18 protein-coding genes and 2 tRNA genes are annotated in these 21,729 nt (G+C 37.4%); 12 read left to right on the forward strand and 8 right to left on the reverse strand.

Annotated features, from left to right (window positions below; all coding sequences use genetic code 11):
- Positions 1-73: 73 nt before the first annotated feature.
- The 4 genes from ACFILO_RS01745 to ACFILO_RS01760 are packed head-to-tail and all read left to right on the forward strand — an operon-like array spanning position 74 to position 3,725.
- Positions 74-1,147 carry an ABC transporter permease gene (locus tag ACFILO_RS01745; protein ID WP_375613823.1) on the forward strand — a complete coding sequence of 358 codons (1,074 nt, stop codon included), beginning with the start codon at positions 74-76 and terminating at the stop codon, positions 1,145-1,147.
- Positions 1,148-1,149: 2 nt separating this feature from the next.
- The gene (locus ACFILO_RS01750) at positions 1,150-2,079 is read left to right on the forward strand and encodes an ABC transporter permease (protein ID WP_375632501.1); all 930 of its coding nucleotides are present in this window, start codon (positions 1,150-1,152) and stop codon (positions 2,077-2,079) included.
- A complete protein-coding gene (locus tag ACFILO_RS01755) occupies positions 2,072-2,956 on the forward strand; it encodes an ABC transporter ATP-binding protein (RefSeq protein ID WP_273790733.1) in 885 nt (294 codons plus the stop codon). The genes ACFILO_RS01750 and ACFILO_RS01755 overlap by 8 nt, the downstream gene beginning before the upstream one ends.
- On the forward strand, positions 2,943-3,725 hold the full coding sequence (locus tag ACFILO_RS01760) for an ABC transporter ATP-binding protein (protein ID WP_375652957.1): 783 nt from the start codon (positions 2,943-2,945) through the stop codon (positions 3,723-3,725). Before ACFILO_RS01755 ends, ACFILO_RS01760 begins: the two co-directional genes overlap by 14 nt.
- Before the next feature lie 658 nt (positions 3,726-4,383).
- Here the strand turns inward: ACFILO_RS01760 and ACFILO_RS01765 are convergent.
- From ACFILO_RS01765 to ACFILO_RS01775, 3 genes are all read right to left on the reverse strand, one after another.
- Positions 4,384-4,548: a hypothetical protein gene (locus ACFILO_RS01765; protein ID WP_375655423.1), complete on the reverse strand. Its 165-nt coding sequence runs from the start codon at positions 4,546-4,548 to the stop codon at positions 4,384-4,386.
- Positions 4,526-5,113, reverse strand: a complete 588-nt coding sequence (locus tag ACFILO_RS01770; protein ID WP_375677744.1) for an autotransporter outer membrane beta-barrel domain-containing protein — start codon at positions 5,111-5,113, stop codon at positions 4,526-4,528. The genes ACFILO_RS01765 and ACFILO_RS01770 overlap by 23 nt, the downstream gene beginning before the upstream one ends.
- Before the next feature lie 124 nt (positions 5,114-5,237).
- Positions 5,238-8,924, reverse strand: coding sequence for a right-handed parallel beta-helix repeat-containing protein (locus ACFILO_RS01775; protein WP_375677745.1), 3,687 nt, complete (start codon positions 8,922-8,924; stop codon positions 5,238-5,240).
- 790 nt (positions 8,925-9,714) lie between these two features.
- Here ACFILO_RS01775 and ACFILO_RS01780 point away from each other — a divergent pair.
- The 6 genes from ACFILO_RS01780 to ACFILO_RS01805 all read left to right on the forward strand — a co-directional run bounded on the left by ACFILO_RS01780 (position 9,715) and on the right by ACFILO_RS01805 (position 13,605).
- Positions 9,715-9,876: a hypothetical protein gene (locus ACFILO_RS01780; protein ID WP_375677746.1), complete on the forward strand. Its 162-nt coding sequence runs from the start codon at positions 9,715-9,717 to the stop codon at positions 9,874-9,876.
- Positions 9,877-9,966: 90 nt separating this feature from the next.
- On the forward strand, positions 9,967-10,437 hold the full coding sequence (locus tag ACFILO_RS01785) for a hypothetical protein (RefSeq protein WP_375677747.1): 471 nt from the start codon (positions 9,967-9,969) through the stop codon (positions 10,435-10,437).
- Between the two features lie 13 nt (positions 10,438-10,450).
- A complete protein-coding gene (locus tag ACFILO_RS01790) occupies positions 10,451-10,912 on the forward strand; it encodes a phage tail protein (protein WP_375677748.1) in 462 nt (153 codons plus the stop codon).
- The gene (locus ACFILO_RS01795) at positions 10,909-11,163 is read left to right on the forward strand and encodes a tail protein X (protein WP_375677749.1); all 255 of its coding nucleotides are present in this window, start codon (positions 10,909-10,911) and stop codon (positions 11,161-11,163) included. Before ACFILO_RS01790 ends, ACFILO_RS01795 begins: the two co-directional genes overlap by 4 nt.
- Complete coding sequence (locus ACFILO_RS01800) at positions 11,163-12,185, forward strand: phage late control D family protein (RefSeq protein WP_375677771.1); 1,023 nt, start codon at positions 11,163-11,165, stop codon at positions 12,183-12,185. Before ACFILO_RS01795 ends, ACFILO_RS01800 begins: the two co-directional genes overlap by 1 nt.
- Positions 12,142-13,605: a replicative DNA helicase gene (locus tag ACFILO_RS01805; protein ID WP_375677750.1), complete on the forward strand. Its 1,464-nt coding sequence runs from the start codon at positions 12,142-12,144 to the stop codon at positions 13,603-13,605. The genes ACFILO_RS01800 and ACFILO_RS01805 overlap by 44 nt, the downstream gene beginning before the upstream one ends.
- 238 nt (positions 13,606-13,843) lie before the next feature.
- On the opposite strand, the gene ACFILO_RS01810 is transcribed toward ACFILO_RS01805, so the two are convergent.
- The 5 genes from ACFILO_RS01810 to ACFILO_RS01830 all read right to left on the reverse strand — a co-directional run bounded on the left by ACFILO_RS01810 (position 13,844) and on the right by ACFILO_RS01830 (position 18,040).
- Positions 13,844-13,933 (reverse strand) — tRNA-Ser (locus ACFILO_RS01810).
- An 849-nt stretch (positions 13,934-14,782) separates the two neighbouring features.
- Positions 14,783-14,858, reverse strand: a tRNA-Thr gene (locus ACFILO_RS01815).
- A 196-nt stretch (positions 14,859-15,054) separates the two neighbouring features.
- Positions 15,055-16,413 carry an acetyl-CoA carboxylase biotin carboxylase subunit gene (accC, locus tag ACFILO_RS01820; RefSeq protein WP_375613402.1) on the reverse strand — a complete coding sequence of 453 codons (1,359 nt, stop codon included), beginning with the start codon at positions 16,411-16,413 and terminating at the stop codon, positions 15,055-15,057.
- Positions 16,414-16,427: 14 nt separating this feature from the next.
- Positions 16,428-16,925 (reverse strand): acetyl-CoA carboxylase biotin carboxyl carrier protein, encoded by a 498-nt coding sequence (accB, locus tag ACFILO_RS01825; protein ID WP_375613403.1) that lies wholly within the window; start codon positions 16,923-16,925, stop codon positions 16,428-16,430.
- 242 nt (positions 16,926-17,167) lie between these two features.
- Positions 17,168-18,040 (reverse strand): DsbA family protein, encoded by an 873-nt coding sequence (locus ACFILO_RS01830; RefSeq protein WP_375632206.1) that lies wholly within the window; start codon positions 18,038-18,040, stop codon positions 17,168-17,170.
- Positions 18,041-18,385: 345 nt separating this feature from the next.
- On the opposite strand from ACFILO_RS01830, the gene glpD reads away from it, so the two are divergent.
- Positions 18,386-19,915, forward strand: a complete 1,530-nt coding sequence (gene glpD, locus ACFILO_RS01835; protein WP_375621286.1) for a glycerol-3-phosphate dehydrogenase — start codon at positions 18,386-18,388, stop codon at positions 19,913-19,915.
- Between the two features lie 698 nt (positions 19,916-20,613).
- Complete coding sequence (gene dusA / locus ACFILO_RS01840) at positions 20,614-21,594, forward strand: tRNA dihydrouridine(20/20a) synthase DusA (RefSeq protein ID WP_375632207.1); 981 nt, start codon at positions 20,614-20,616, stop codon at positions 21,592-21,594.
- Positions 21,595-21,729 lie beyond the last annotated feature (135 nt).

Raw genomic sequence — 21,729 nt, forward strand, 5'->3', positions numbered from 1 at the left:
TTAATAAGAGATTGTTTTGTTATATAAAAAAGTATTTGCTTTATGTTTTGTCGCTACAGAGGGGATTTTTATAATGGTTTTGCCACTTTCAGAGACTGAAAGAGCTGTATCAGAAAAGCAGAAAAAATTATTTTTATGGGATTTTTTATGCAAAGGATTGAAACTTCTTATTTCAGTTTTTATCACATTGCTTGGGTTGGTGACGATCACTTTTTTTCTTGGTCATCTTCTTCCTCTAGATCCGGTTCTGTCTATTCTTGGTGATAATATCAGTCAGGAAGCTTATGATGCAATGTATTATAAGCTGGGTCTTGATAAGCCGTTGATTGTCCAATATTGGAAGTATCTTCATAATGTATTTTTGTTTGACTTTGGAGATGCTTTAACTTCTGGGCGACCTGTTCTAGCCGATATTATGCGTGTATTTCCTGCAACATTAGAGCTTGCAACCGTTGCTATTGTTATTGGCACAAGTCTTGGAATTCCATTTGGTGTTTTTGCAGCAATGTATCGCGATTCATTTATTGATTATGTTGTCCGTGTTTTTACACTTGTAAGTTATTCTACTCCAACATTTTGGCTCGGATTAATGGCGTTGTTAATATTTTACGCCAAGCTTGGCTGGGTTGGTGGCCCAGGACGACTTGATTTTCTTTATGAATATTCTTTTGAACCAAAAACAGGATTTTTCCTTTGGGATACTGCAAGCCAAGGACAATGGGAGGCTTTTGGTAATGTTTTTAGTCACGTTATTATGCCAGCTTTGATCTTGGCTTTCGGTGCTATGGCTTATATTAGCCGTATGACTCGTGGGTTTATGATTGAGCAGCTTAATCAGGAATATATCATTACTGCACGTGTAAAGGGATTATCGTGGGCGCGAACCGTTTGGGGGCATGCCTTTCGAAATGCTGCTGTTCAAATTATTACCGTTGTTGCACTTTCTTATGCTTTTTTATTAGAAGGGGCTGTTTTAACGGAGACAGTTTTTGCTTGGCCTGGTTTTGGACATTACTTGACAAATGCTCTTTTAGCCGGAGATATGAATGCAGTTGTAGGATGTACTTTACTTGTAGGATTTATCTTTGTCGCCATTAATTTATTTTCTGATTTGCTTTATCGCATTTTTGATCCAAGGACACGTTGAATATGACAGTAAGTAATCATCATAAATCGCAATCATCATCTTCTTTGGGTAGTTGGTTAAACGATCCTGTTCCAAACTCCATAATTCAAGCGAACATACAAAGAATTTATCACGCACTGGCTAAGTTTTTTCATAACTTTTCGGCTGTATTCGGTCTGCTTATTATTTGTATTATTATCATATGTGCATTTTTTGCTCCTTGGATTGCTACGCATGATTTTCTTAGCAATGATCTGGGGCATCGGTTGCAGCCACCCTCTATGGCGCATTATTTTGGAACAGATGAATTGGGACGTGATATTTTTAGTCGCCTTATTTTTGGTTCCCGTATTACTCTTTATGTTGTTTTTCTTACAACAGTTATTGTAGGTCCAATAGGGCTTATTGTTGGAACTGTATCTGGTTATATGGGCGGATGGGTTGATACTGTGCTCATGCGCATTGTCGATATTTTTCTTGCTTTTCCAGGTTTGATTTTAGCTCTTGCATTTTCAGCCGCATTGGGACCAGGGATTGAAAATGCTTCTATTGCAATTTCAATTGCAGCATGGCCACCAATTGCACGTTTAGCACGTGCTGAGACTTTGACAATACGTTCTTCTGATTATGTTTCTGTAGTTCGCCTGCAAGGGGCCTCTGCTTGGCGAATTATTTTGTTTCATGTTGCGCCCATGTGTATTCCTTCAGTGATTGTACGATTAACTTTGGATATGTCTGGAATTATTTTAACGGCTGCTGGTCTTGGTTTTTTAGGGTTGGGAGCTCAACTTCCAAGTCCTGAATGGGGTGCGATGCTTTCTTCAGGGCGGGAATTTATGATGACAAATTGGTGGTTGGCGGCAATACCAGGCTGTGCAATATTATTTGCAAGTCTTGCTTTCAACCTTTTAGGTGATGGTCTTCGTGATGTATTGGATCCACGCAATGGGTAATAAATTATTAGAAGTAGAAGATTTACGTATTTCTTTTCCTACAACGCGCGGCATTTCAGAAGTTGTGCGTGGTGTTAGTTTTTCTGTTGGAAAAGAAAAAATTGGAATTGTTGGTGAATCCGGATCTGGAAAATCGATGACTGGGCGCGCAATACTAAGGTTGAGTCCAAAAGCAGCCATTGTTAAAGCTAAAAAAATGCGCTTTGAGGATGTTGATTTATTGGCCGCAAGTGAACCTCAGATGCGAAAAATCCGTGGGAAACGTATTTCAATGATTTTACAGGATCCCAAATATTCACTTAATCCATTAATACGGATCGGGGAACAGATTATGGAGGCTTACCGTATTCATTACCGTGTTTCAAAAGCTGAAGCGAGGGAGCGCACCATATCTATGTTAGAATCTGTTCATATTCGTGATCCTGAACATGTGATGCGTCTCTTTCCTCATGAAATATCTGGGGGGATGGGGCAGCGCGTGATGATTGCAATGATGCTCATTCCAAAACCTGATTTAATTATTGCTGATGAGCCAACATCTGCACTTGATATTACGGTCAGGCGACAAGTTTTATCTGTATTAGATGAACTTGTGACAAAATCTGGAACGGGACTTATTTTCATTAGTCATGATTTAAATATGATTGCTGATTTTTGTGATCGTATTTTGGTGATGTATGCGGGCCGTGTCTTAGAAGAGTTGCCTGCTTCTGATTTGTCTCACGCTTGTCATCCTTATACAAAGGCGTTGCTCGCGAGTTTGCCACGGCTTGATAATCCAGTTGATATTTTGGCTGTTCCTGAGCGTGATCCTGATTGGTTGTATAATCCTACGATTGTTAATGGCGTTGAGGAGGTTCCTCATGACAAATTGTGAGAATATTATTGATATTTCTAATTTATCTGTAACTTTTGGGCACAGGCATAAGGCAGTAACAGTTGTTAAAAATGTTAATTTTCATATTAAGCGTGGTGAAGCTTATGGTTTGATTGGTGAATCCGGATGTGGAAAGTCAACTATTTTGAATACATTGGTGGGGCTTATTCCAGATTATAGTGGAAAATTCCTTTTTGCTGGACAAGAAGTTGAAAAGAAAAGAAGTAAGGATTTTTTACGCTGTATTCAAATGGTTTTTCAAGATCCTTATGCTTCGCTGCATCCAAGAAAAATGGTCCATACGGTTCTTTCTGAATCGCTCAAAATCCATGGAATGGATAATCAAAGAGAGCGGGTGGAGGATGCTTTAGATTCCGTTGGTTTAGATTCTTCATTTCTTTATCGTTATCCTCATGAGTTGTCTGGAGGGCAGCGTCAGCGTATTGCTCTTGCACGTGCTTTAATTATTGAGCCAGAGGTGTTGTTGCTTGATGAGCCAACGTCTGCATTGGATGTGTCGGTACAGGCTGAAATTTTAAACTTGTTGAAATCACTGCGCGTGAGAAAAAAGCTTACTTATTTAATGGTATCCCATGATCTTGCTGTTGTTGCACATATTTGTGAACGTGTTGGAATTATGCATAAAGGGATTATTCTTGAAGAGCTTAGCAATGATGAATTGCGTAATCTACATGCGCAACACGATTATACAAAGGAGTTTTTTGAAGCAAGTATAGAGCCTATTGTCCATAGAGAGCAAAGAGCATGATCAATTTTACAGAAGAGAAAATGCAATTTTATTTGTTTTGAAGTTTCTGGAGATGTTTGGCGGCATTGTTAAGAGGGAAGGGGATAATAGGATTTTTTCAGTATGAATTTTCTGGGCAGTGTTTGAGCTGTAATATTTTAAATCCTATTAGAACTTCCATTTTGAAATATATGAGTGACTTATAACATACATCCCTTTGTTTGATATTATTGCATTATTTTTTACTTATCATTTTATGTTCAAAAGTTTTATTTTGGGATTTTAAGCATTAAATTCGTGAGAAATAACAAAAGATAGTAATGTTGTATTTTCTAGAAAAGCTTCTCATTATTTTACAATATCATTTTGTTTTTGGTTGTTCTCTTTTTTACAGTTTTATTCTTTATAAAAAGAATTTTTTGTAAAAAACATCCAATGGTCAATGACTGTCTTCAAATATTTCGCTGTTCTCTATTTAAAAAAGCGCTTAAAAACAGCTTATAATAAACCAAAAAGGCAGCAATATGCTGCCTTTTTGTTAAATTGAATAGGCTATTTTTACAGTCTTGATTTAAAACTGATAGAGTATTCCTCCTGAAAAGCTTGTACCACTTATACCAGTTTTTTGAAGCTTTTGTTGATAGCTGACATCACCATGAAGGGAGAGGTTAGCGGACAATTATGCACTAATACCAAGCCCACCTTCAACGGAACTTCCCGAGGGGTCACATTTATAATACTTATCAATATGGAATGTCTGATCATCACCAAAGGTTTTGATTAAGTTTACTTTTCCATAGAAAGACATAGGACGACTGTTTTCAGTGGCAATGGTTTTTGTCAAACGTCCACCAACACGGGATTATCCATTGAGAAGGATTTTGCATCTTAATGGTCAGATTATCAGCATCTTTAATGGTATCAAACATCAAATGTTGATAGGCAAGCTGTGCCTGCGGTTCGAATGTTACGCCTTGGATACCTGTTGCAAATTGTTTGCTAACAGTTGTGGAGATCGTCAACATTTTTGCATTTTTCAATTTTGTGGTTGTACTAATGAGGGCATTGGTGATCTTTCTCTTTAGGAATCCATAGGATAAACAGCGTATCAAGATAGAAACCACTGTCACGCTGTTTACTGCCATAGGCGGTGAGTGAAATGACCATTTATTCAATATGCTCTTACTTGCTGTCTTGCATATTCTTTGGAGTGCAAAGAGAGTTGTCCATAGGTTTCTATAAGACCAAAATGTGTTGTAGATATTTTTCCCTTCTAGCGCGACAAAGTTAACACCTCCTTGTAGAGCAGCATAACGAAGATGAGCACTGCTATAACCATATCTACTAGAAGTACTACTTATCAAAAAATAAGCTTCCTGTTTTTCCATAGGTATATAAGAAAAAGCCATTCCGTTTGTCTTATTCTTTCCTTAAGACAAATGTCGCATATTGGTTAACAGTTGCATTTTGCTTAGCCATATTGGTCAATCCAGCGTACAAGAGAGCATTGGGGCTTGATCAAATAGTTTGTATTTATGGCACGATGGTTTTTACTTTTGAGTCGCTATCAAGCAGTACTGGTTGTAAGCGAAAATCCCAGAAATTTTTATTTTCTCCTAAAAGGTTTTGTTCAGCATTTGTTTTACTGTGGTTTGATTTTGGTCCATAAGCTTTCAGTATATATTTATAAGGTGAACCACTTATTGTGATATAGTCCTGTGCAAGTTTGAAAGAGTTTTGATTTACTTTCCCAAAAACTTGAATGAGTGAAAGACCACGTGCACTGGTAAGAGCAGAAGCGTCTGCTTTAATATTGTTCTTTTCTAAATGTCCAGTGATATAAACCAGTGTAGTACCTGAAACATCACCGTGAATCAGAAGATGGTCAGCTTTTTGTTTGTTTATGGCAGCACTATCACTCCATTCGACGTTGAAATGAATTTCTGCTTTTCCTGTAGCATTGTAGACTTTTTTAGTATTTGGTCTGCCAGATCCTATGTGCAACGTGTGATAATGATTTTCAGTTGGCTCTTCAAAAACAATAGAGCTGTTATTGATGTTAAGGACAGAAATATCAGAACGTGATCTTTGAGCAATATCAAGCAGTTTTTTGTTCTGGCTTTTTTTATTTGTGCTTGTTTTCAATGTCCATTTCGTATTGTTTTGCAAATCAAAGACTGTTTTGAATTTTTTTTCGGTGCTCACTTTGCCGTCTAAGATAGAGTGATCGGCATTTAGTGTAAAAGTGAAATCATTTTTTTTCGTTGAAGCTTCGGTTACTAATAAAACATTGGCACGGATTTCTGAATTTTTGAGATTGGCTTTACCAATTGATTCATTTGCATTAATTCCAGTACCATTTTTAATGTAAAGTTTTGTATTGGTTAAATTGATTTCAGATGTTTTATTGTTCTTAGATTTTTCAAATGCTATACCTCTATCTTCTGCTGTGGCAGAAACATTTGTTACATCAATATGTCCATTATTATTTACAACAAATGCACTATTTTCGGCAATTATTGTTCCTCCACTCATTTTGATTGTGCTGCCATTTTCTGAATAAAGTCCGATCTCAGCATTTTTAATCGTTGTATGGCCATATAATTCAACTAAACTGCCAACATCTTGGCTTTCCGCACCGAATCCGTTACTATCTGCGGTTATTAAAGTAACATTCGTGGCTTTAATATGTCCACCGTTTCCGGCAAATAATGCAGTAGTTTTACCTTGTACTGTTCCTCCCGTTATGGTGATGGTGGATTTTGAATCTTTTGCATAGAGCCCACTGTCATCAGATGATGTAATTTGAGCATTGTCAGTTAAAGTAATAGTGCTGCCGTTTATGGCAGATACTGCTGCACCTTTTGCGTTAAATGATCCTCCAGAAACTGTTATTTGAGAACCATTATCTGAAATTATGCTATTGATTGCTTGCGGAATGGTTACATTTTCTAAAGTAATGGCACTTCTTCTTGCAATTATTGCATTGATTAGTAGTGCATTGTCCTTACGATTTAATATCGTTACATCTTTCAGTTTGTTATTGCTCTTGTTTTTTAACAAGTGAACGCCTGCTTCGGAAGCAGTAATGGTTCCTCCGATCATTTTGATTGTGCTATCGTTTTGCGCATCAATTCCGATTTTAACGTCACTGATCGTTGTATTGCCAAGCAATTCAATCACACTGTTAGAGCCAGAGGCAGCTGCACCAGCAGCTACACCACTGCCATTATTAGTTGCTTTTAAAGCAACATTTGTAACCGTAATATGGCCACCTATGTCTGCTTCTAAGGCTGTATATTTTCCTGTCACGTTTCCTGTTGTCATTGTAATTGTGGATTTTGAGTCTCGTGCATAGAGGCCTGCTTCATCATGTGACGTAATTTGAGCATTGTCCGTTAAGGTGATACTGCTACCGTTTTGAGCACATATTGTTGCATAGCTTGAATCAAATGATCCTCCAGAGATTGTTATGTTAGAACGATTATTTGCAATTACGCTGTTGCCTGTTTGAGTCACTTTTACATTTTTTAAAGTGAGACCACTTTCTTTCTCTAGAAGAATTCCTTTGCCTGAATTTTTATCTTTACCGGTTGATATTATTACATTTTCTAGTTTACTTTCGGCGCTCTTACTGTTCACGAAGCCAACACCAGTTTTAGAAGTTGTAATAGTCCCCCCAATCATTTTAATTACGCCACCGTTACTTGCCACAAGCCCAACACCAGCATTCTTAATCGTTGTATTGCCATATAATTCAATCATACTATTAGCGCTATTGACTCCTGCGCCTATTATAGGAACATCAGTGACCTTGCCCCCATGTTCATTTGTTGTTAGAGCAACATCCGTGACCTTAATATGTCCACCGTTTTCTGCGACCAACGCTAATTCTCCGGTTACTGTTCCTCCCGTCATTGTGATGGTAGAATGTAAACCATTTGTGTAGAGTCCTTTGCTATTCGATGATGTTGATGTAACTTGAACGTTACCTTTTTTATTGCTGGTTAAAGTAATGTTGCTGCCGTTTCCAGCGTATACCCCTACGTTTTTGCCCTCAAATAATCCTCCAGAAACCGTTACTTTAGAATGATTATTTGCAACTATGCCACTTTTTGCCTGCGTAACTGTTACATTTTCTAAAGTGACGTTGCTTTCCTTGTCGGCACCTATTCCTGTGATTTTAGGCTCTTTATGGTTACTGCCCGATATTTTCACATTTTCTAGCTTGTTTCCATTGCTCTTACTATTATAGAAACCAGCGCCGGTTGCAGAAGCTGTAATGGTCCCTCCGATCATTTTAATCATTCCACTGTTTTGTGCATGAAGACCGATTACAGCATTCTTAATTGTTGTATTCCCATGCAATTCAATCACGCTGTTCGGACCGCCGGCGACAACTGTTCCGATTTTATCATTCGTCGCAGTTAACGCAACATCCATGACCTTGATATGTCCACCGTTTTCTGCAACCAACGCCATTTTTTCTGTGATTACGCTTCCTCCCGTCATTTCGATTGTGGTTTCTGAATCTGTTGCATGGAGTCCAGTGCCATGAGATGATGTAGTTTGAACATTATTGGTTAGAGTTACGCGACTGCCATTGTAAGCAGATATTGCTGCCTTTGTGGCATCAAATGATCCTCCCAATATCGTGATTTCAGATTTATTATTTGCTGTAACGCTATTCGTTGCCTTAGTCACTTTTACATTTTCTAAAGTGACTTCACTGTCTTTGTCTGCAAATATTGCAAAAGTTAGTGGAGCTTTGCCTTTGCCACTTGATATTATTATATCTTTTAGCTTGTTTTCAGCATTCTTACTATTCAAGAATTTAGCGCCAGTGTTGGAAACTGTGATAGTTCCCCCGGTCATTTTCAGTGTAGCACCATCCTTTGCTTCAAGACCGAAGAAAATGCTAGAACCAGTTCCTTTAATGGTTGTACCATCCAGTAATTCAATCGCAGTGTTAGAACCTTCAGCTGTTATAGCGTGCGCATTTGTGCCTATGTTGGTGTTTGTTTTTTTGTTTCCGATTATCGTCAAATGCTTGCCGATAATTTGACCACCTTTTTTTGCGTGAATAATTTCGTAGGTTTCGTTGGAAACTTCTTTTTTATTTTCTGAAATTTCAAGATTTTTAGCTTGTGCATTAAGATTGATACCAGAAAGTACAACTGCCACAATTGCTGTGCAGGATAGAAAAAATTTTTTAGGCATCAGTCTACTCCTTTTAAAGCCCCCAACATTCATTTTCCCGCTAACTTCGTAAGCAGAAGTGAAAATAGATATTGCTTTTATTTTAATAACAAAGCAATTTAATATTTTGTTTTGCTTTTTTTGTCAAAATTAAAGTTGTATTTATGTTTAATTATGTAATATTAAATTTATTTCATAATGTATTTTTATCTAATCATATTTTAAAAATAATTTTTTTATTATTGATATATTATTTTATATCAATATTCATTTATTTTAATATTTATTAATGTATAATTAAACAAGTACAGTTATATAAAATAAATTAAAAAATATAATATAAATAAGAATAGTAGTGTTTTTAATATTGTACAGTTTCAAAAAAAATGAGAGATTTTATATTTTTAAAGTTAATAAATAACAAATATTTTTGTGTGTAATTTACTTTATAATTTATATTTTATATTGAGTGGAAAAAGGTGAAATTAGAGTGGATATGTGATAATTGATTGTTCTTACCTACATTATGTATCGAATGAGTTTTTGACAGCAAAAATGAGAGAAGGCTTTAATAGAGCGTTGAGGGTTCTTTGAGTGCTCAGTGTCTTCTTTGAACGAATGAAATATAAAAATATACAGAATCCGCTGATAAGCCACAATTTCCGAAAGGCTACATACTATACAAAACTCCGTTGGATGTAGTTTGAAATTAGGTTTTGTACTAAGTGGGAAGAGGTGAGATTAGTTAGAAATACGTGATAATTTATTGTTTTTATGGTTATTTTTTACCATTAAATGCGCGTTTTGTAAAATGGCATGGGGCAAGGACCATCCCGTTTTAACAAGCGCCATTATCAAAACCATTGCCGCCCTGATGGCTTTTAACATTGCTCTACGTGTGTTGCGCTTTACCATGACTGGCGCACACGTCTTGGTTTATTTTGGTGCCGATACCACCACCATCACCAAATGAAAAAACATCATTGCTGCTGCTTTTGATCTCTCTTCCCATTGGCAAAAGTTCAAACAAGGACTTTCCTCTGTTGTCGAGTGGTTTGGCAATTTGTGGGAGGGTGTTAAACAAAGCTTTTCCAACTTTTGGCAATGGTTGAAGAGTTTTTTTACACAGGAAAAGCTCTCGGAGAGTGCCAAGGCTGGTATGGAACAAGCGGGCGAAGATCTGGCTAATTCGATTGTCGATGGCTTTATGTCGTCTATCTCACAATTGATGGATTTTTGTAAATCTTTGCCTAGCCGCATTAAGGGGTGGATTGGTTCCATTGATGTAAGAGAGTTTTTGCCAAGTTTTTTGGGGGGTAAAACAGCCATTCAACCGATTGCACAATTTGCGGGGGCGGGGCATGCCAATTACTCTGTGAGAGAACAAAGAGACAAAGACCGTTCCCCCATCACACACAATCAAAATGTCACGGTACATGTTAATGGTGCCCGTGAACCCATGGCCACTGGTCGTGCGGTTGCCCATGCTTTGCAACGGGCACGTGCCAATGCGCTGCATGGGGGAACAGAATGAGGGGAGGGAGGCTATGAGAGATCCTTTGCTGATGTTAGGTCCACATCAATTTTATGTGGATTGGCTGAATTTCCAATCCTTTGAAGAAGAGTTTTCTGCCTCATGGGTTTGTATGGAGCGTTTTGGCAAGGCACCCAGTTTGCAATTTACCGGCTATGGCAATGATGCAAAAACCATTCATGGGGTTTGGTTTCCAGAAGAGTTTGGTGACCGTGTAGCCATTGATGCCATCACTACAACTATCCGAAGAGCAAAGCCGGTCCAGATGCTTCGTTGGATCAATGATACGACCTATAGTGTCCTTCTCCATGGACCCGTAGTAATCACCACGATCAATAAAGACCACGACTATATCAGTCGCTCTGGTCAATCCCAGCGCATCCGCTATTCCATTACGCTCTTGCCCTTTTTTAATGGCGGAAAACCACAAGGACAATACCAGGTGGGACAATACCAAGTGGGACAAACTCTATGAAGATACCAGAAAAGCATGTTGTTGTAGAGCTAGAGGATATGAGCCTCGATCTCCTTTGCTTTCACCATGTCATGGCAGTGTTCAGAGACCGCATCCAAGTTGGGGCACTAAACGGTTATTTAGAAGCCACACTGGAAGCTAATCCAGAGATTGCCAAATATGGTGTGTTTTTACCACGGGGCTTAAAGGTCATTCTGCCTGAATTTGTGTTGTCTAATCCCCAAAGCATGGTGAAGCGGTTATGGGATTAATGCGTACACACCCTTTTATTGTGGTCAAGGTGGGAGACAAACCTGTTCATGAGGTTTTTTACCAGCGTCTTTTAACCGCAACTATCACGGATCATGCCGGTAATGAAGCCGATACATTTGAAGCAGAGTTTGACGATAGTGGCAATGATTTAGAGGTTCCCTCCAGTAAAAGTGCGCTACAGGTGATCTTTGGTTATGAGAACAGCATCAGTGCATTTATGGGGTGTTTTGTTGTGGAGTCAGTGGTCAGTTGTGGGGGCAGTGATGGAGAGATCTTGCGCCTTTGTGGCAAAAGTGCCTCGATGCGTAAAGAGCTCAAAGAACAGGTGAGTGAGCATTTTGATCACAAAACTGTTGGTGAGATTGTTGAGACACTCGCCAAACGCCATGGCTATCAAGCAAAGGTCAGTCCCCAGTTCACTCAACAAAATTTGCCTTATGTGATTCGCACAGATCAATCGGCTGTTGATTTTTTAACCCGCCTTGCCGATCGCATGCGGGCACGTTTTTTGATCAAGGACAATAAGTTTTTATTTTTAAGCGGGGACAATTTACCAGCACTCGAACTTCATAAGCATGACTGTTCTAACTGGGAATTCACGTTAGAGCCACGTACGCAATATGGCACTATTGAAGCTTCTTATTTTGATCGCTCAAAAGGGCAGCAATGCCAAGTCAAGCATCAGACAGGGTTTAGCGGTCCCGTGCGGCGTTTGCGGACTTGTTACACTTGTGAGGAGGAAGCACGAGCTGCTGCTGCTTCCGAGTCGGACATGTTGTGTCGTGCTGTGGGCAGTGGTTCTTTGACTCTTGCGGGGCGACCAGAAATCATGGCCGACCAACCTCTTTTATTGCAAGGGTTTCGTGGGCAAATCAATGGGCCATGGAAAGCTTCCACTGTCACCCACTGCTATGAGAAACAAAGCGGATACACCACAGAAATTACACTCGAAGCACCAGACAAGGGAAAAGAAAGCAATGAGAACATCAAACATGCTAAAAACAGAAAATCCAAGAGATAATTTTGCTTCTTCTTTTCGTCAACTTCCCCATAATATTGAAGCGGAACAGGCATTACTTGGAGCAATCCTGATTAATAATAATGCACTCGATCGCGTTTCAGACTTTCTCAAAGCAGAACATTTTTTTGAAACGCTACACCAAAAGATCTTTGAGATTGTCTTACAAATTATTCAAAAGGGTCATCTTGCAAACCCCATTACAATCAAGCCCTATATCCAAATGGAAGAAAAAGTTGGAGATATTACTGTATACCAGTATGTTGTTCGCTTAGCCACAGAGGCAGTCACTATTATTAACACTGAAGATTATGGACGCGTCATTTACGATCTTTTTATCCGCCGGTCTTTGATTAATCTTGGCAATGAAGTTGCCAATACAGCTTTTGATGCGCCTCTGGAGTTCACACCTTCCCAACAAATTGAAACGATTGAAAATCAATTATTTGAGTTAGCCGAAAAAGGCAAATATGGGGGCGGGTTTGAAAACTTTAATACAGCCATTGCAAAAGCACTTAACATGGCAAGCGCTGCAAAAAAGCGTTCTTCAAAACTCTCAGGGATAGCTACCCATATCAAAACCCTTGATGAAAAAATGGGAGGATTACAAGCATCTGACTTAATTATCCTTGCAGGGCGCCCTGGTATGGGGAAAACCTCTCTGGCGACCAATATTGCTTTTAATATTGCCAATGCTTGCAAGCGTCATGATAACAGCCAAGCCAATGAAGGGGGTATTGTTGGTTTCTTCTCACTTGAAATGTCATCCGAACAGCTTGCAACTCGCATTATCTCAGAACAAATAAAGGTTTCTTCTTCTGATATGCGTCGTGGTAATATCTCAGAAGAGCAATTTACCAACATCATTTACGCAATGCGTTCCTTACAAACAATCCCTCTTTATATTGATCAAACAGGTGGTGTATCCCTTGCACAATTGTCCGCCCGTGCAAGGCGTCTCAAACGACAACATGGTCTAGATGTCTTGATTATCGATTATATCCAACTCATGACAAGTGGTTCAAAGCGTTCATTAGAAAATCGCGTTCAAGAAATTACAGCCATTACCACCGGATTAAAAGCACTTGCAAAAGAACTCAATATTCCCATCATTGCTCTGTCACAACTTTCGCGCCAAGTTGAAAACCGAACCGATAAACGTCCGCAACTCTCTGATTTACGTGAATCTGGTTCAATCGAGCAAGATGCCGACATTGTTCTGTTCGTTTATCGTGAAGAATATTATCTCAAAAATGAAGAACCAAAAGAAGGCACTGCTGAGTATAGCAAATGGCAAGAGGCAATGGAGCAAGCCAAGGGTAAAGCCGAGGTTATTATAGCAAAACAACGCCATGGTCCGACAGGAATCGTTCCCCTTGCCTTTCAACCCGACTTTACATGCTTTAGTGATTTGGAAAAATAGGAGCAGAAAAACGCGTTAAAGGGAGCTTTAAATACCCTTTGAAAGGCATTTGAAGACCCTTTGAGAACATCTTTAAAACTCTTTGAGAAAAAATAAATTGGTACAAAACCTAGTGGCAAAATATACAAAACCCGCTGGCAAGCTACACCGCTGGCAAGCTACAACAAAACCCGCTGGCAAGCTACACTGGCAAGCTACATACAAAACCCGCTGGCAAGCTACAACCATAAAAGTGCTGTGGCGGAGGGGGTGGGATTCGAACCCACGGTACAGTCTCCTGCACGCCGGTTTTCAAGACCGGTGCCTTAAACCGCTCGGCCACCCCTCCAAACTAGATATGCTTTCTGACAAATTTCTTGTAAAAGGTCAATCATTTTAATACGCATTTTAAAGCGTTCTTTGTAAAACTATTTAAGTTTCAATTAAAATAATTCTTCATAAGTTAATTCTTTGAGTGTGTTATCTAAGAGTTTTATTTTTTTACATGATAGTTTTTCCTGTTTAAAAATTTTTTACAAAGCAATATTTTTTTAAGTTCTAACAATCGTTTTCGTAATAATAAGAAATGTTTAGTTGAAAATGTTTGATAAATTATATTAAATTCCGGTCGTGTATTTTTGAATTATTTTACCTTTCCAGATATTTATTTTATTTAGATCGTTCATATTGGCGAAAAGAAAATGTTATTACTCTGACAGTTTATGAGAGATAAATTTGTAAGAATGACATATATATTCAAGGAAAGTTTTTATTGAGTTTAAATTAAGTACAATTCAATAAGAAAGCTCTTTAAAAGATTTTAATTTTTTAAATAAAAATATTCAGATATTTAGTGCATCTAAAAAGTACCTTGGAGGGAAGGGCTGATTTACACTATTTGAATAAAACGTTATGTAAGATTTGCATCGACAGTTTAAAATCTCTTCCAGATATAACTGAAAATTAGGTTCTATAGTGCTTTTTCTTTGGGATAAGCAAAAAGTTAATTTGAATGGAAGAAAAGATTATTGAATGCTTAGATCAATAGATAGTTTGTTAAGGTATTGCATAGTTTTTCAAGAATAGAACTTAAAAACGCTAAATTATGCAGAGGCAAAAAGCATAAACTTTAACAGACAAGGTTAAAGCCGATTCATTCACAAGTATATGTAAAATAAAAAATTTATTTACAAAAAAATGGTGCCCCCAGAGAGACTCGAACTCCCGACCCCCTGATTACAAATCAGGTGCTCTACCAACTGAGCTATAAGGGCGTAACCATGTAGGAGGTAGCACAAACTAACAAAAAGGAAAACAGAAAATTATTAAATTTTATACATATTAAAAGAAAACTATATAAAAAATAACCAATTTATTTCCTTTTTTCCACTTTTTACAGCAAGGTTGGAACTATCCTTATGTTGATATCTTATAGAATCTTTTATAAGAATGCACCGTTTTGCTATCGAATTACGAATCTGAAGACTTTGATTGATGAGCAAGGTAATTTTCTAGCCAGTGAATATTATAATTACCATCAGCAACATCTTGATTATTAATAAGATCGCGAAAAAGAGGCAGTGTAGTTTTTATCCCATCGACGACAAATTCATCTAAAGCACGCCGTAAACGCATCATACATTCTAAACGGGTACGTCCATGAACAATCAGCTTTCCAATCATGCTATCATAGTAAGGAGGAATACGGTAACCTGAATAAGCGCCTGAATCAACACGAATCCCTAAACCTCCAGGTGTATGAAAATGTGTAATGGTTCCAGGTGATGGCGTAAAGTTAATGGGATCTTCTGCATTAATACGGCATTCAATGGCATGACCAGAAAAACAGACTTCATCTTGTGTTACTGAAAGTTTACAGCCTGATGCAATATGGATTTGTTCGTGGACTAAATCTATACCTGTAATTGCTTCAGTTACAGGATGCTCGACTTGTAAACGTGTATTCATTTCAATAAAATAAAATTCGCCATTTTCATAAAGAAATTCAATAGTACCAGCTCCACGATATCCAAGTTGGGCACAGGCATTTGCAACAATATTTCCAATTTTTTTCCGTTCAGTTTCATTAAGTGCAGGTGACGTAGCTTCTTCCCATACTTTTTGATGCCGTCGTTGAAGTGAACAATCGCGTTCTCCTAAATGAATAGCATTTCCCGCACCATCACCGATGACTTGAATTTCAATATGACGGGGTTTTTCTAAATATTTTTCTATGTAAACAGCGTCATCACCAAAAGCAGCTTTCGCTTCTGAACGCGTTGTTTTGAGAGCTATAGAAAATTCTTGTTCAGAATGAACGACTTTCATACCACGTCCGCCACCACCGGCAGAAGCTTTTATAATAACTGGATAACCAATTTCACGAGCAGTGCGTAAAGCATCTGATTCTTCAGTGACTGCTCCATCTGAACCTGGAACTACAGGAATACCAAGTTTTTTGGCGGTTTTCTTTGCTTCGATTTTATCGCCCATGATGCGGATATGAGTAGCTGTTGGACCGATGAATGTAATATCATGGGCTTCTAGAACATCTGCAAATTTTGCATTTTCAGAAAGAAAGCCATAACCTGGATGAACAGCATCCGCTCCTGTAATTTCACAAGCAGCAATAATTTGCTGAATACTCAAATAAGAATCACGAGCGGGAGGAGGGCCAATACAAACACTTTCGTCAGCAAGACGAACATGCATTGCATCTGCATCAGCGGTAGAGTGAACAGCCACGGTTTTTATGCCAAGTTCTTTACATGCACGTAAAACGCGAAGAGCAATTTCTCCTCGATTAGCAATGAGGATTTTTCGAATCATGGTTGCCCCTCGCTTTATTCAACAATAATAAGTGGTTCACCAAATTCAACAGGTTGACCATCTTTGACAAGAACAGTGGTTACCGTACCGGAGCGCGGTGATGAAATTTGATTCATTGTTTTCATGGCTTCAATAATAAGTAATGTCTCCCCTTCAGAAACATTTTGTCCTACTTCTACAAAAGGCTGTGCGCCTGGTGAGGGTGCAAGATAAGCTGTTCCAACCATTGGAGAGGTTATTGTGTTTTTTGATTTATCTTCTTGGATAGATTGTATAGGAGATTCAGCTGTTGGAACTGGAGAAGATGTTACAGAAAAAGTAGGAGTAGAAACAGGGGCATAGATTGCTTGCTCAGAAGAAGTTAAGGTATTTTGGCGTGAGACACAAATACGAAGCTCCCCTTGTTCAACTTCAATGTTCGTTAAATTTGTATCATTCAAAATTTCAGCAAGATCACGAATAATTTTCGTATCAATTGCGGTTTTTGCCGAATCCATTTTTTTTGTTGCCATTTTATTTCTAACTCCTTGATCAATGAAGATCGTCATTATCTCATTTTATGACCGAATATCTCTAGATTAGGGATGACATCTTTTGAGGCTTTAAAGATTTTTATTTCCTTTAAATCATTATACTTTGCAATTTAAAACTTGTATCTGCTTTACGTAAAATTGCACTTATAAGCCTGTTATCAAAAAAGAGAAAGCATAAAATTACCTCATTTACAGTATTCTTCCTAAAACGGATCAGGTATTCACTGTGTATTATCTATCGCTTGTTTTAGAATATCTTGTCTGGCTGCGCCGATGAATATTTTATCACCAATGATGTAAGAAGGTGTTCCCGTAATATGAAGTGCAGAGGCAATTTGAATGTTTTCTTTAAAAGCATTTTGCAGAGTGGGATCTTTTATTGCATTATGTAGTTTTTTTTCATCTGCTCCTAATGAAACAGCTACTTTAATAGCTTTAGCTTCATTTGCACGACCCTGATACATTAAAAGCGTTTTGTGAAACTGAGGATATTTCTCTGGAAATTGTTTTCGAAATGCGTAGGCAACAGTATGGGCTGCCATAGAATCAGAGCTTAAAATTGGTAAGTCCTTGATAATAACCTTTAAATCTGGATATTCTTTTATCAAGTCTTCTATATTTGAATAGGAAATTTTACAATAACCACAGTTGTAATCAAAAAAATTGACAAGCACTCTTTTACCATTTGGGTTTCCCAAAACAGCGTCATGAGGAGAATGAAAAATCTCTTTTTCTAATGAATGAATGACAGAAGTTTGTTTTTGGCTTTCGTATTCATTCTGTTTTTCCAGCTTATCTTGAAGAATAAGCTGCATTTCAATCATAATTTCTGGATGAGTAAGAAGATACTCTCTGACGATTTGTTGAATATGATGAGAATCAGTATGTGGTATCATTTTTTCTTTAAGCTTAGATAAAAAGCTAGAATCTTCCAAAAGTTGTGATTTAAGCTTTTCTAAGCTTAAATCATTTGCTGTTTTTGAGTGTGATGTTGCGTTTGATAAAGAAGGTAAAAAGATTAAAATACTCGACATAACTATGACTAAAATTTTTGAAAAAAGTGTTATTTTCGAGTTTTGAGAGTGATAATTCATTTGTATACCTTCACATTTTTTAGGGTGTCATTGAGTGAACTATATGAAAAGCGCTATCTATGTGCAATGAAGCATTTAGTTATAGTGTATCTTTAAGAATGAGAAAAAACATCAATTTTTCTCTAAAAAGATTTCATATGATAAACCTTGGCTTGGTAAGGATTATGTTTTGTAAAAGATAAAAAAATTCTCTTTAATTTGTCAAATGTTGTTTTGATGTATAAGGGTATCAAAAGCTTTTTGTGCGTGTTTATTTTAGGAAAAAGTACGTTGATAATACAATGAAGAACATTTGTATTATTTTTTCCTGTTGCTTTATTGAGTACTGAGAAACAAAATTAAATAATGAAAAGTGAAATTATGAAAACCACAACACATTATGATCTGTTTATCATTGGAGGAGGGATAAACGGCTGTGGATTGGCAAGAGATGCAGCAGGACGCGGATTTAAAGTGGGATTGGCTGAAATGAACGATCTTGCATCTGGGACCTCAAGTGCGTCAACAAAGCTTATTCATGGTGGGCTTCGTTATCTTGAACACTATGAGTTCAAACTTGTTCGTGAAGCATTGAAAGAACGCGAGATTATTTTACGTATGGCTCCACATATTGTGCGTCCTTTGCGTTTTCTCCTTCCTTATCATAAAGAATTGCGCCCTGCTTGGATGTTGCGTTTTGGACTTTTTATTTATGATTATTTAGGGAATTGGAATCAGAAATTGTGGCGCAGTAAAACGATTAATTTTTCACAAAAATTTTGCTCTACACTGAAGAAAGAATATCAGAGAGGTTTTGAATATTCTGATGCAAGAGTAGATGATGCGCGTTTAGTTATTGGCAATGCTCGTGATGCAGAAAAGTGGGGAGCTGATATAAAAGTACGAACAGAAGTTCTCTCTTTAAAAAAAGAAGACAATAAATGGCGTATCTTTCTTCAAGACAAGTTAAGTAGCAAAGAATATAGTGTCACAGCTTCTTATGTCGCGAATATGACAGGTCCTTGGATTGATCATGTTTTAGCAAGCATATTAGATTGTAAAGAACATCCACCAGTACGGCTTGTTAGAGGTTCTCATATTTTGGTTCCCAAGCTTTATACTCATGATCGTGCTTATATTTTTCAAAATGGTGATGGGCGTATTATATTTGCTATTCCGTATCAAGAAGAGTTTACCTTACTTGGAACAACAGATTGTAATTATCAAGGAGATCCGGCTGACGTTCATATTACTGATACAGAAATTGATTATATTTGTGCAGCAGCCAGTGAATATTTCATACAACCAGTGTTGCCTGAAACGATTGTCTGGTCTTACTCGGGAGTTCGTCCACTCTATGATGATGGAGCTTCAAAAGCACAAGAAATTACGCGCGATTATGTTTTAAAAGAAATGGGAACAGGAACGACACCAAAGATACTTAATCTTTATGGTGGAAAGATTACAACTTATCGTAAGTTGGCTGAAGATGCGATGAAATTTGTTGAAAAAGAGCTTGGTAAAAAGGGAGCATCATGGACGGCTAAGGCAGTACTTCCAGGGGGTGATTTTCCCTATAACAAATTAGATACAATCGAAAATAGGATTGCTCTTTTAATGCCAGATTTAGATGCTTTTACACATCGCAGGCTTGCACGCTCCTACGGTACGGAAGCATTGGTGATCTTTGCACATGGTAAGGCAAATAAAGGAAAAAATTTTGGACATGGGCTTTATGAAGTAGAAGTAAAATGGTTGATGGAAAAAGAATGGGCTAAAGTATGTGAAGATGTGTTATGGCGTCGTTCAAAACTGGGGCTCCTATTTAATGAACAAGAGGTTGATACTCTTTCTTCCTATATGCAAAGCCAACAAGAGATTGAACAACGTTTATGATCATTTCATTTTACAGATTGTATCTGCAATATTGTAAAATATTTTCCTTCGAGAGATACTGATATTAGTTATAGATATTAAAAAGGCAATGGTTGTCTATACCCTGATTTTAGTTTTTTTTGCAAGAATCACAAAATGGCAAAATTAGATAGAATATTTAAGATGAAATTTGTCTATCTTATAAAGTGAAATCTAAGAATATTACCAAAAAGAACTCATTGATAAAAAATAATTTATAATTAGATTCGTGTGAAATAAGGGTTTTTCCTTCTTTAAGAGAAGATAAAAGCTACTTTCTGTATCGTTTATTTACACAATGAGTTAAAAAAATCTAAAGAAAATTAAATCGATCATGAAAAATTCTATAATGTGTTAGTTTAGCATTTATTATCTTAAACGCTGTACTAAATCATGTAAGGGAAGAGGCTTGAAGAGCGTAAGAAGAACTTATAAATGAGTTTTTTATATTATAGTAAAAATCTTCTTTTTTCATGTTTATATACCTGAACACTAATCTATGAGAAATGCGATATTGTGTTGTGGCATGATTGATTGTAGTAAACCTTGATATCAATTGAAAATAATGAGCTGTTATTATACTCATGATAGTATAAGAGAATAAAATTTTCCGTAAACTAAAAGTAAGTATTTTTTTATGTATAAAGAGAGAGCTATAGGGACATGAGAGTAATACCCTCATGATATTTTACAACCTTCCATCGCCTATAAAATTTGCAGTAGCACCAATGTTGGACTGGACAGACCGACATTGCAGATTTTTTTATCGTCTTTTAACGAAAAAAGCTCTCCTTTATACGGAAATGATGGTAGCAGATGCTGTCATTCATGGTGTTCGTGAACAATTGTTGGCTTTTAGCGACAAAGAATGTCCAGTTGCATTACAATTAGGGGGCGCAGATCCGAAAAAGTTAGCAGAAGCTGCACGAATTGCTGAGGATTTTGGCTACAACGAAATAAATCTCAATGTTGGTTGCCCATCAAATCGTGTTCAAGCAGGTGTCTTTGGAGCTTGTTTGATGCTACATCCAGACATTGTGGCAAATGCCGTAGAAGCGATGAAACGAGAGGTTACTATACCTGTAACTGTCAAATGTCGGATTGGAGTGGACGAACAAGATGAAGAGTTAGCGTTAGATCTTTTGGCTAATCAGGTTTGGAATGCTGGATGTGATGCGCTCTGGATACATGCACGCAAGGCATGGCTACAAGGATTGAGTCCGAAAGAAAATCGCAATATTCCGCCCCTTAATTATGAAAGGGTTTACAAATTAAAACGTCTATATTCTCATAAATTCATTGGGATAAATGGTGGAATTAAATCGATTGATGAGATCAAAGAACACTTAACTTTCTGTGATGCTGTCATGGTTGGTCGCCAAGTTTATCATGATCCAACTTTGTTAAAACATATTGATTTTGAACTCTATGGTGAGTCGCAGAATAGTCTAAGTGAGAGTGATCTTATTGAGGTTATGTGTGATTATGCGGCTCGACATATTGCATCGGGGGGGCGGCTTTCTCATGTGACGCGTCACATGATTGGTTTATTTCATGGGCGGGGTGGGGCACGTCGATGGCGGCAAATACTATCAAATGATGCGACAAAACCAAACGCAGATATATGTACTTTAAAAGAAGCTTTTTATGCTCTCATTTAATAACAGTCAGACAATTAACATATATTAAAGTTGAGATCCTTTGCGTTTTGATTTCTTTGCGATAATTTTGATCCCTTCAATTTTATAAGTTTTTGAAAGTTTATAACTTTTATTATGAATAAGAATGTTAGAATT

Origin of the sequence: Bartonella sp. AP72JLCBS, from assembly GCF_042195705.1 — a bacterium.
Lineage (GTDB): Bacteria > Pseudomonadota > Alphaproteobacteria > Rhizobiales > Rhizobiaceae > Bartonella.

Excerpts from the sequence above, each read along its gene's own strand:
- ACFILO_RS01745 (WP_375613823.1), top strand. The coding sequence starts at position 74 with ATGGTTTTGCCACTTTCAGAGACTGAAAGAGCTGTATCAGAAAAGCAG.
- ACFILO_RS01750 (WP_375632501.1), top strand. The coding sequence starts at position 1,150 with ATGACAGTAAGTAATCATCATAAATCGCAATCATCATCTTCTTTGGGT.
- ACFILO_RS01755 (WP_273790733.1), top strand. The coding sequence starts at position 2,072 with ATGGGTAATAAATTATTAGAAGTAGAAGATTTACGTATTTCTTTTCCT.
- ACFILO_RS01760 (WP_375652957.1), top strand. The coding sequence starts at position 2,943 with ATGACAAATTGTGAGAATATTATTGATATTTCTAATTTATCTGTAACT.
- ACFILO_RS01770 (WP_375677744.1), bottom strand. The coding sequence starts at position 5,113 with ATGGCTTTTTCTTATATACCTATGGAAAAACAGGAAGCTTATTTTTTG.
- ACFILO_RS01775 (WP_375677745.1), bottom strand. The coding sequence starts at position 8,924 with ATGCCTAAAAAATTTTTTCTATCCTGCACAGCAATTGTGGCAGTTGTA.
- ACFILO_RS01780 (WP_375677746.1), top strand. The coding sequence starts at position 9,715 with ATGGCATGGGGCAAGGACCATCCCGTTTTAACAAGCGCCATTATCAAA.
- ACFILO_RS01790 (WP_375677748.1), top strand. The coding sequence starts at position 10,451 with ATGAGAGATCCTTTGCTGATGTTAGGTCCACATCAATTTTATGTGGAT.
- ACFILO_RS01795 (WP_375677749.1), top strand. The coding sequence starts at position 10,909 with ATGAAGATACCAGAAAAGCATGTTGTTGTAGAGCTAGAGGATATGAGC.
- ACFILO_RS01800 (WP_375677771.1), top strand. The coding sequence starts at position 11,163 with ATGCGTACACACCCTTTTATTGTGGTCAAGGTGGGAGACAAACCTGTT.
- ACFILO_RS01805 (WP_375677750.1), top strand. The coding sequence starts at position 12,142 with ATGAGAACATCAAACATGCTAAAAACAGAAAATCCAAGAGATAATTTT.
- accC (WP_375613402.1), bottom strand. The coding sequence starts at position 16,413 with ATGATTCGAAAAATCCTCATTGCTAATCGAGGAGAAATTGCTCTTCGC.
- accB (WP_375613403.1), bottom strand. The coding sequence starts at position 16,925 with ATGGCAACAAAAAAAATGGATTCGGCAAAAACCGCAATTGATACGAAA.
- ACFILO_RS01830 (WP_375632206.1), bottom strand. The coding sequence starts at position 18,040 with ATGAATTATCACTCTCAAAACTCGAAAATAACACTTTTTTCAAAAATT.
- glpD (WP_375621286.1), top strand. The coding sequence starts at position 18,386 with ATGAAAAGTGAAATTATGAAAACCACAACACATTATGATCTGTTTATC.
- dusA (WP_375632207.1), top strand. The coding sequence starts at position 20,614 with ATGATATTTTACAACCTTCCATCGCCTATAAAATTTGCAGTAGCACCA.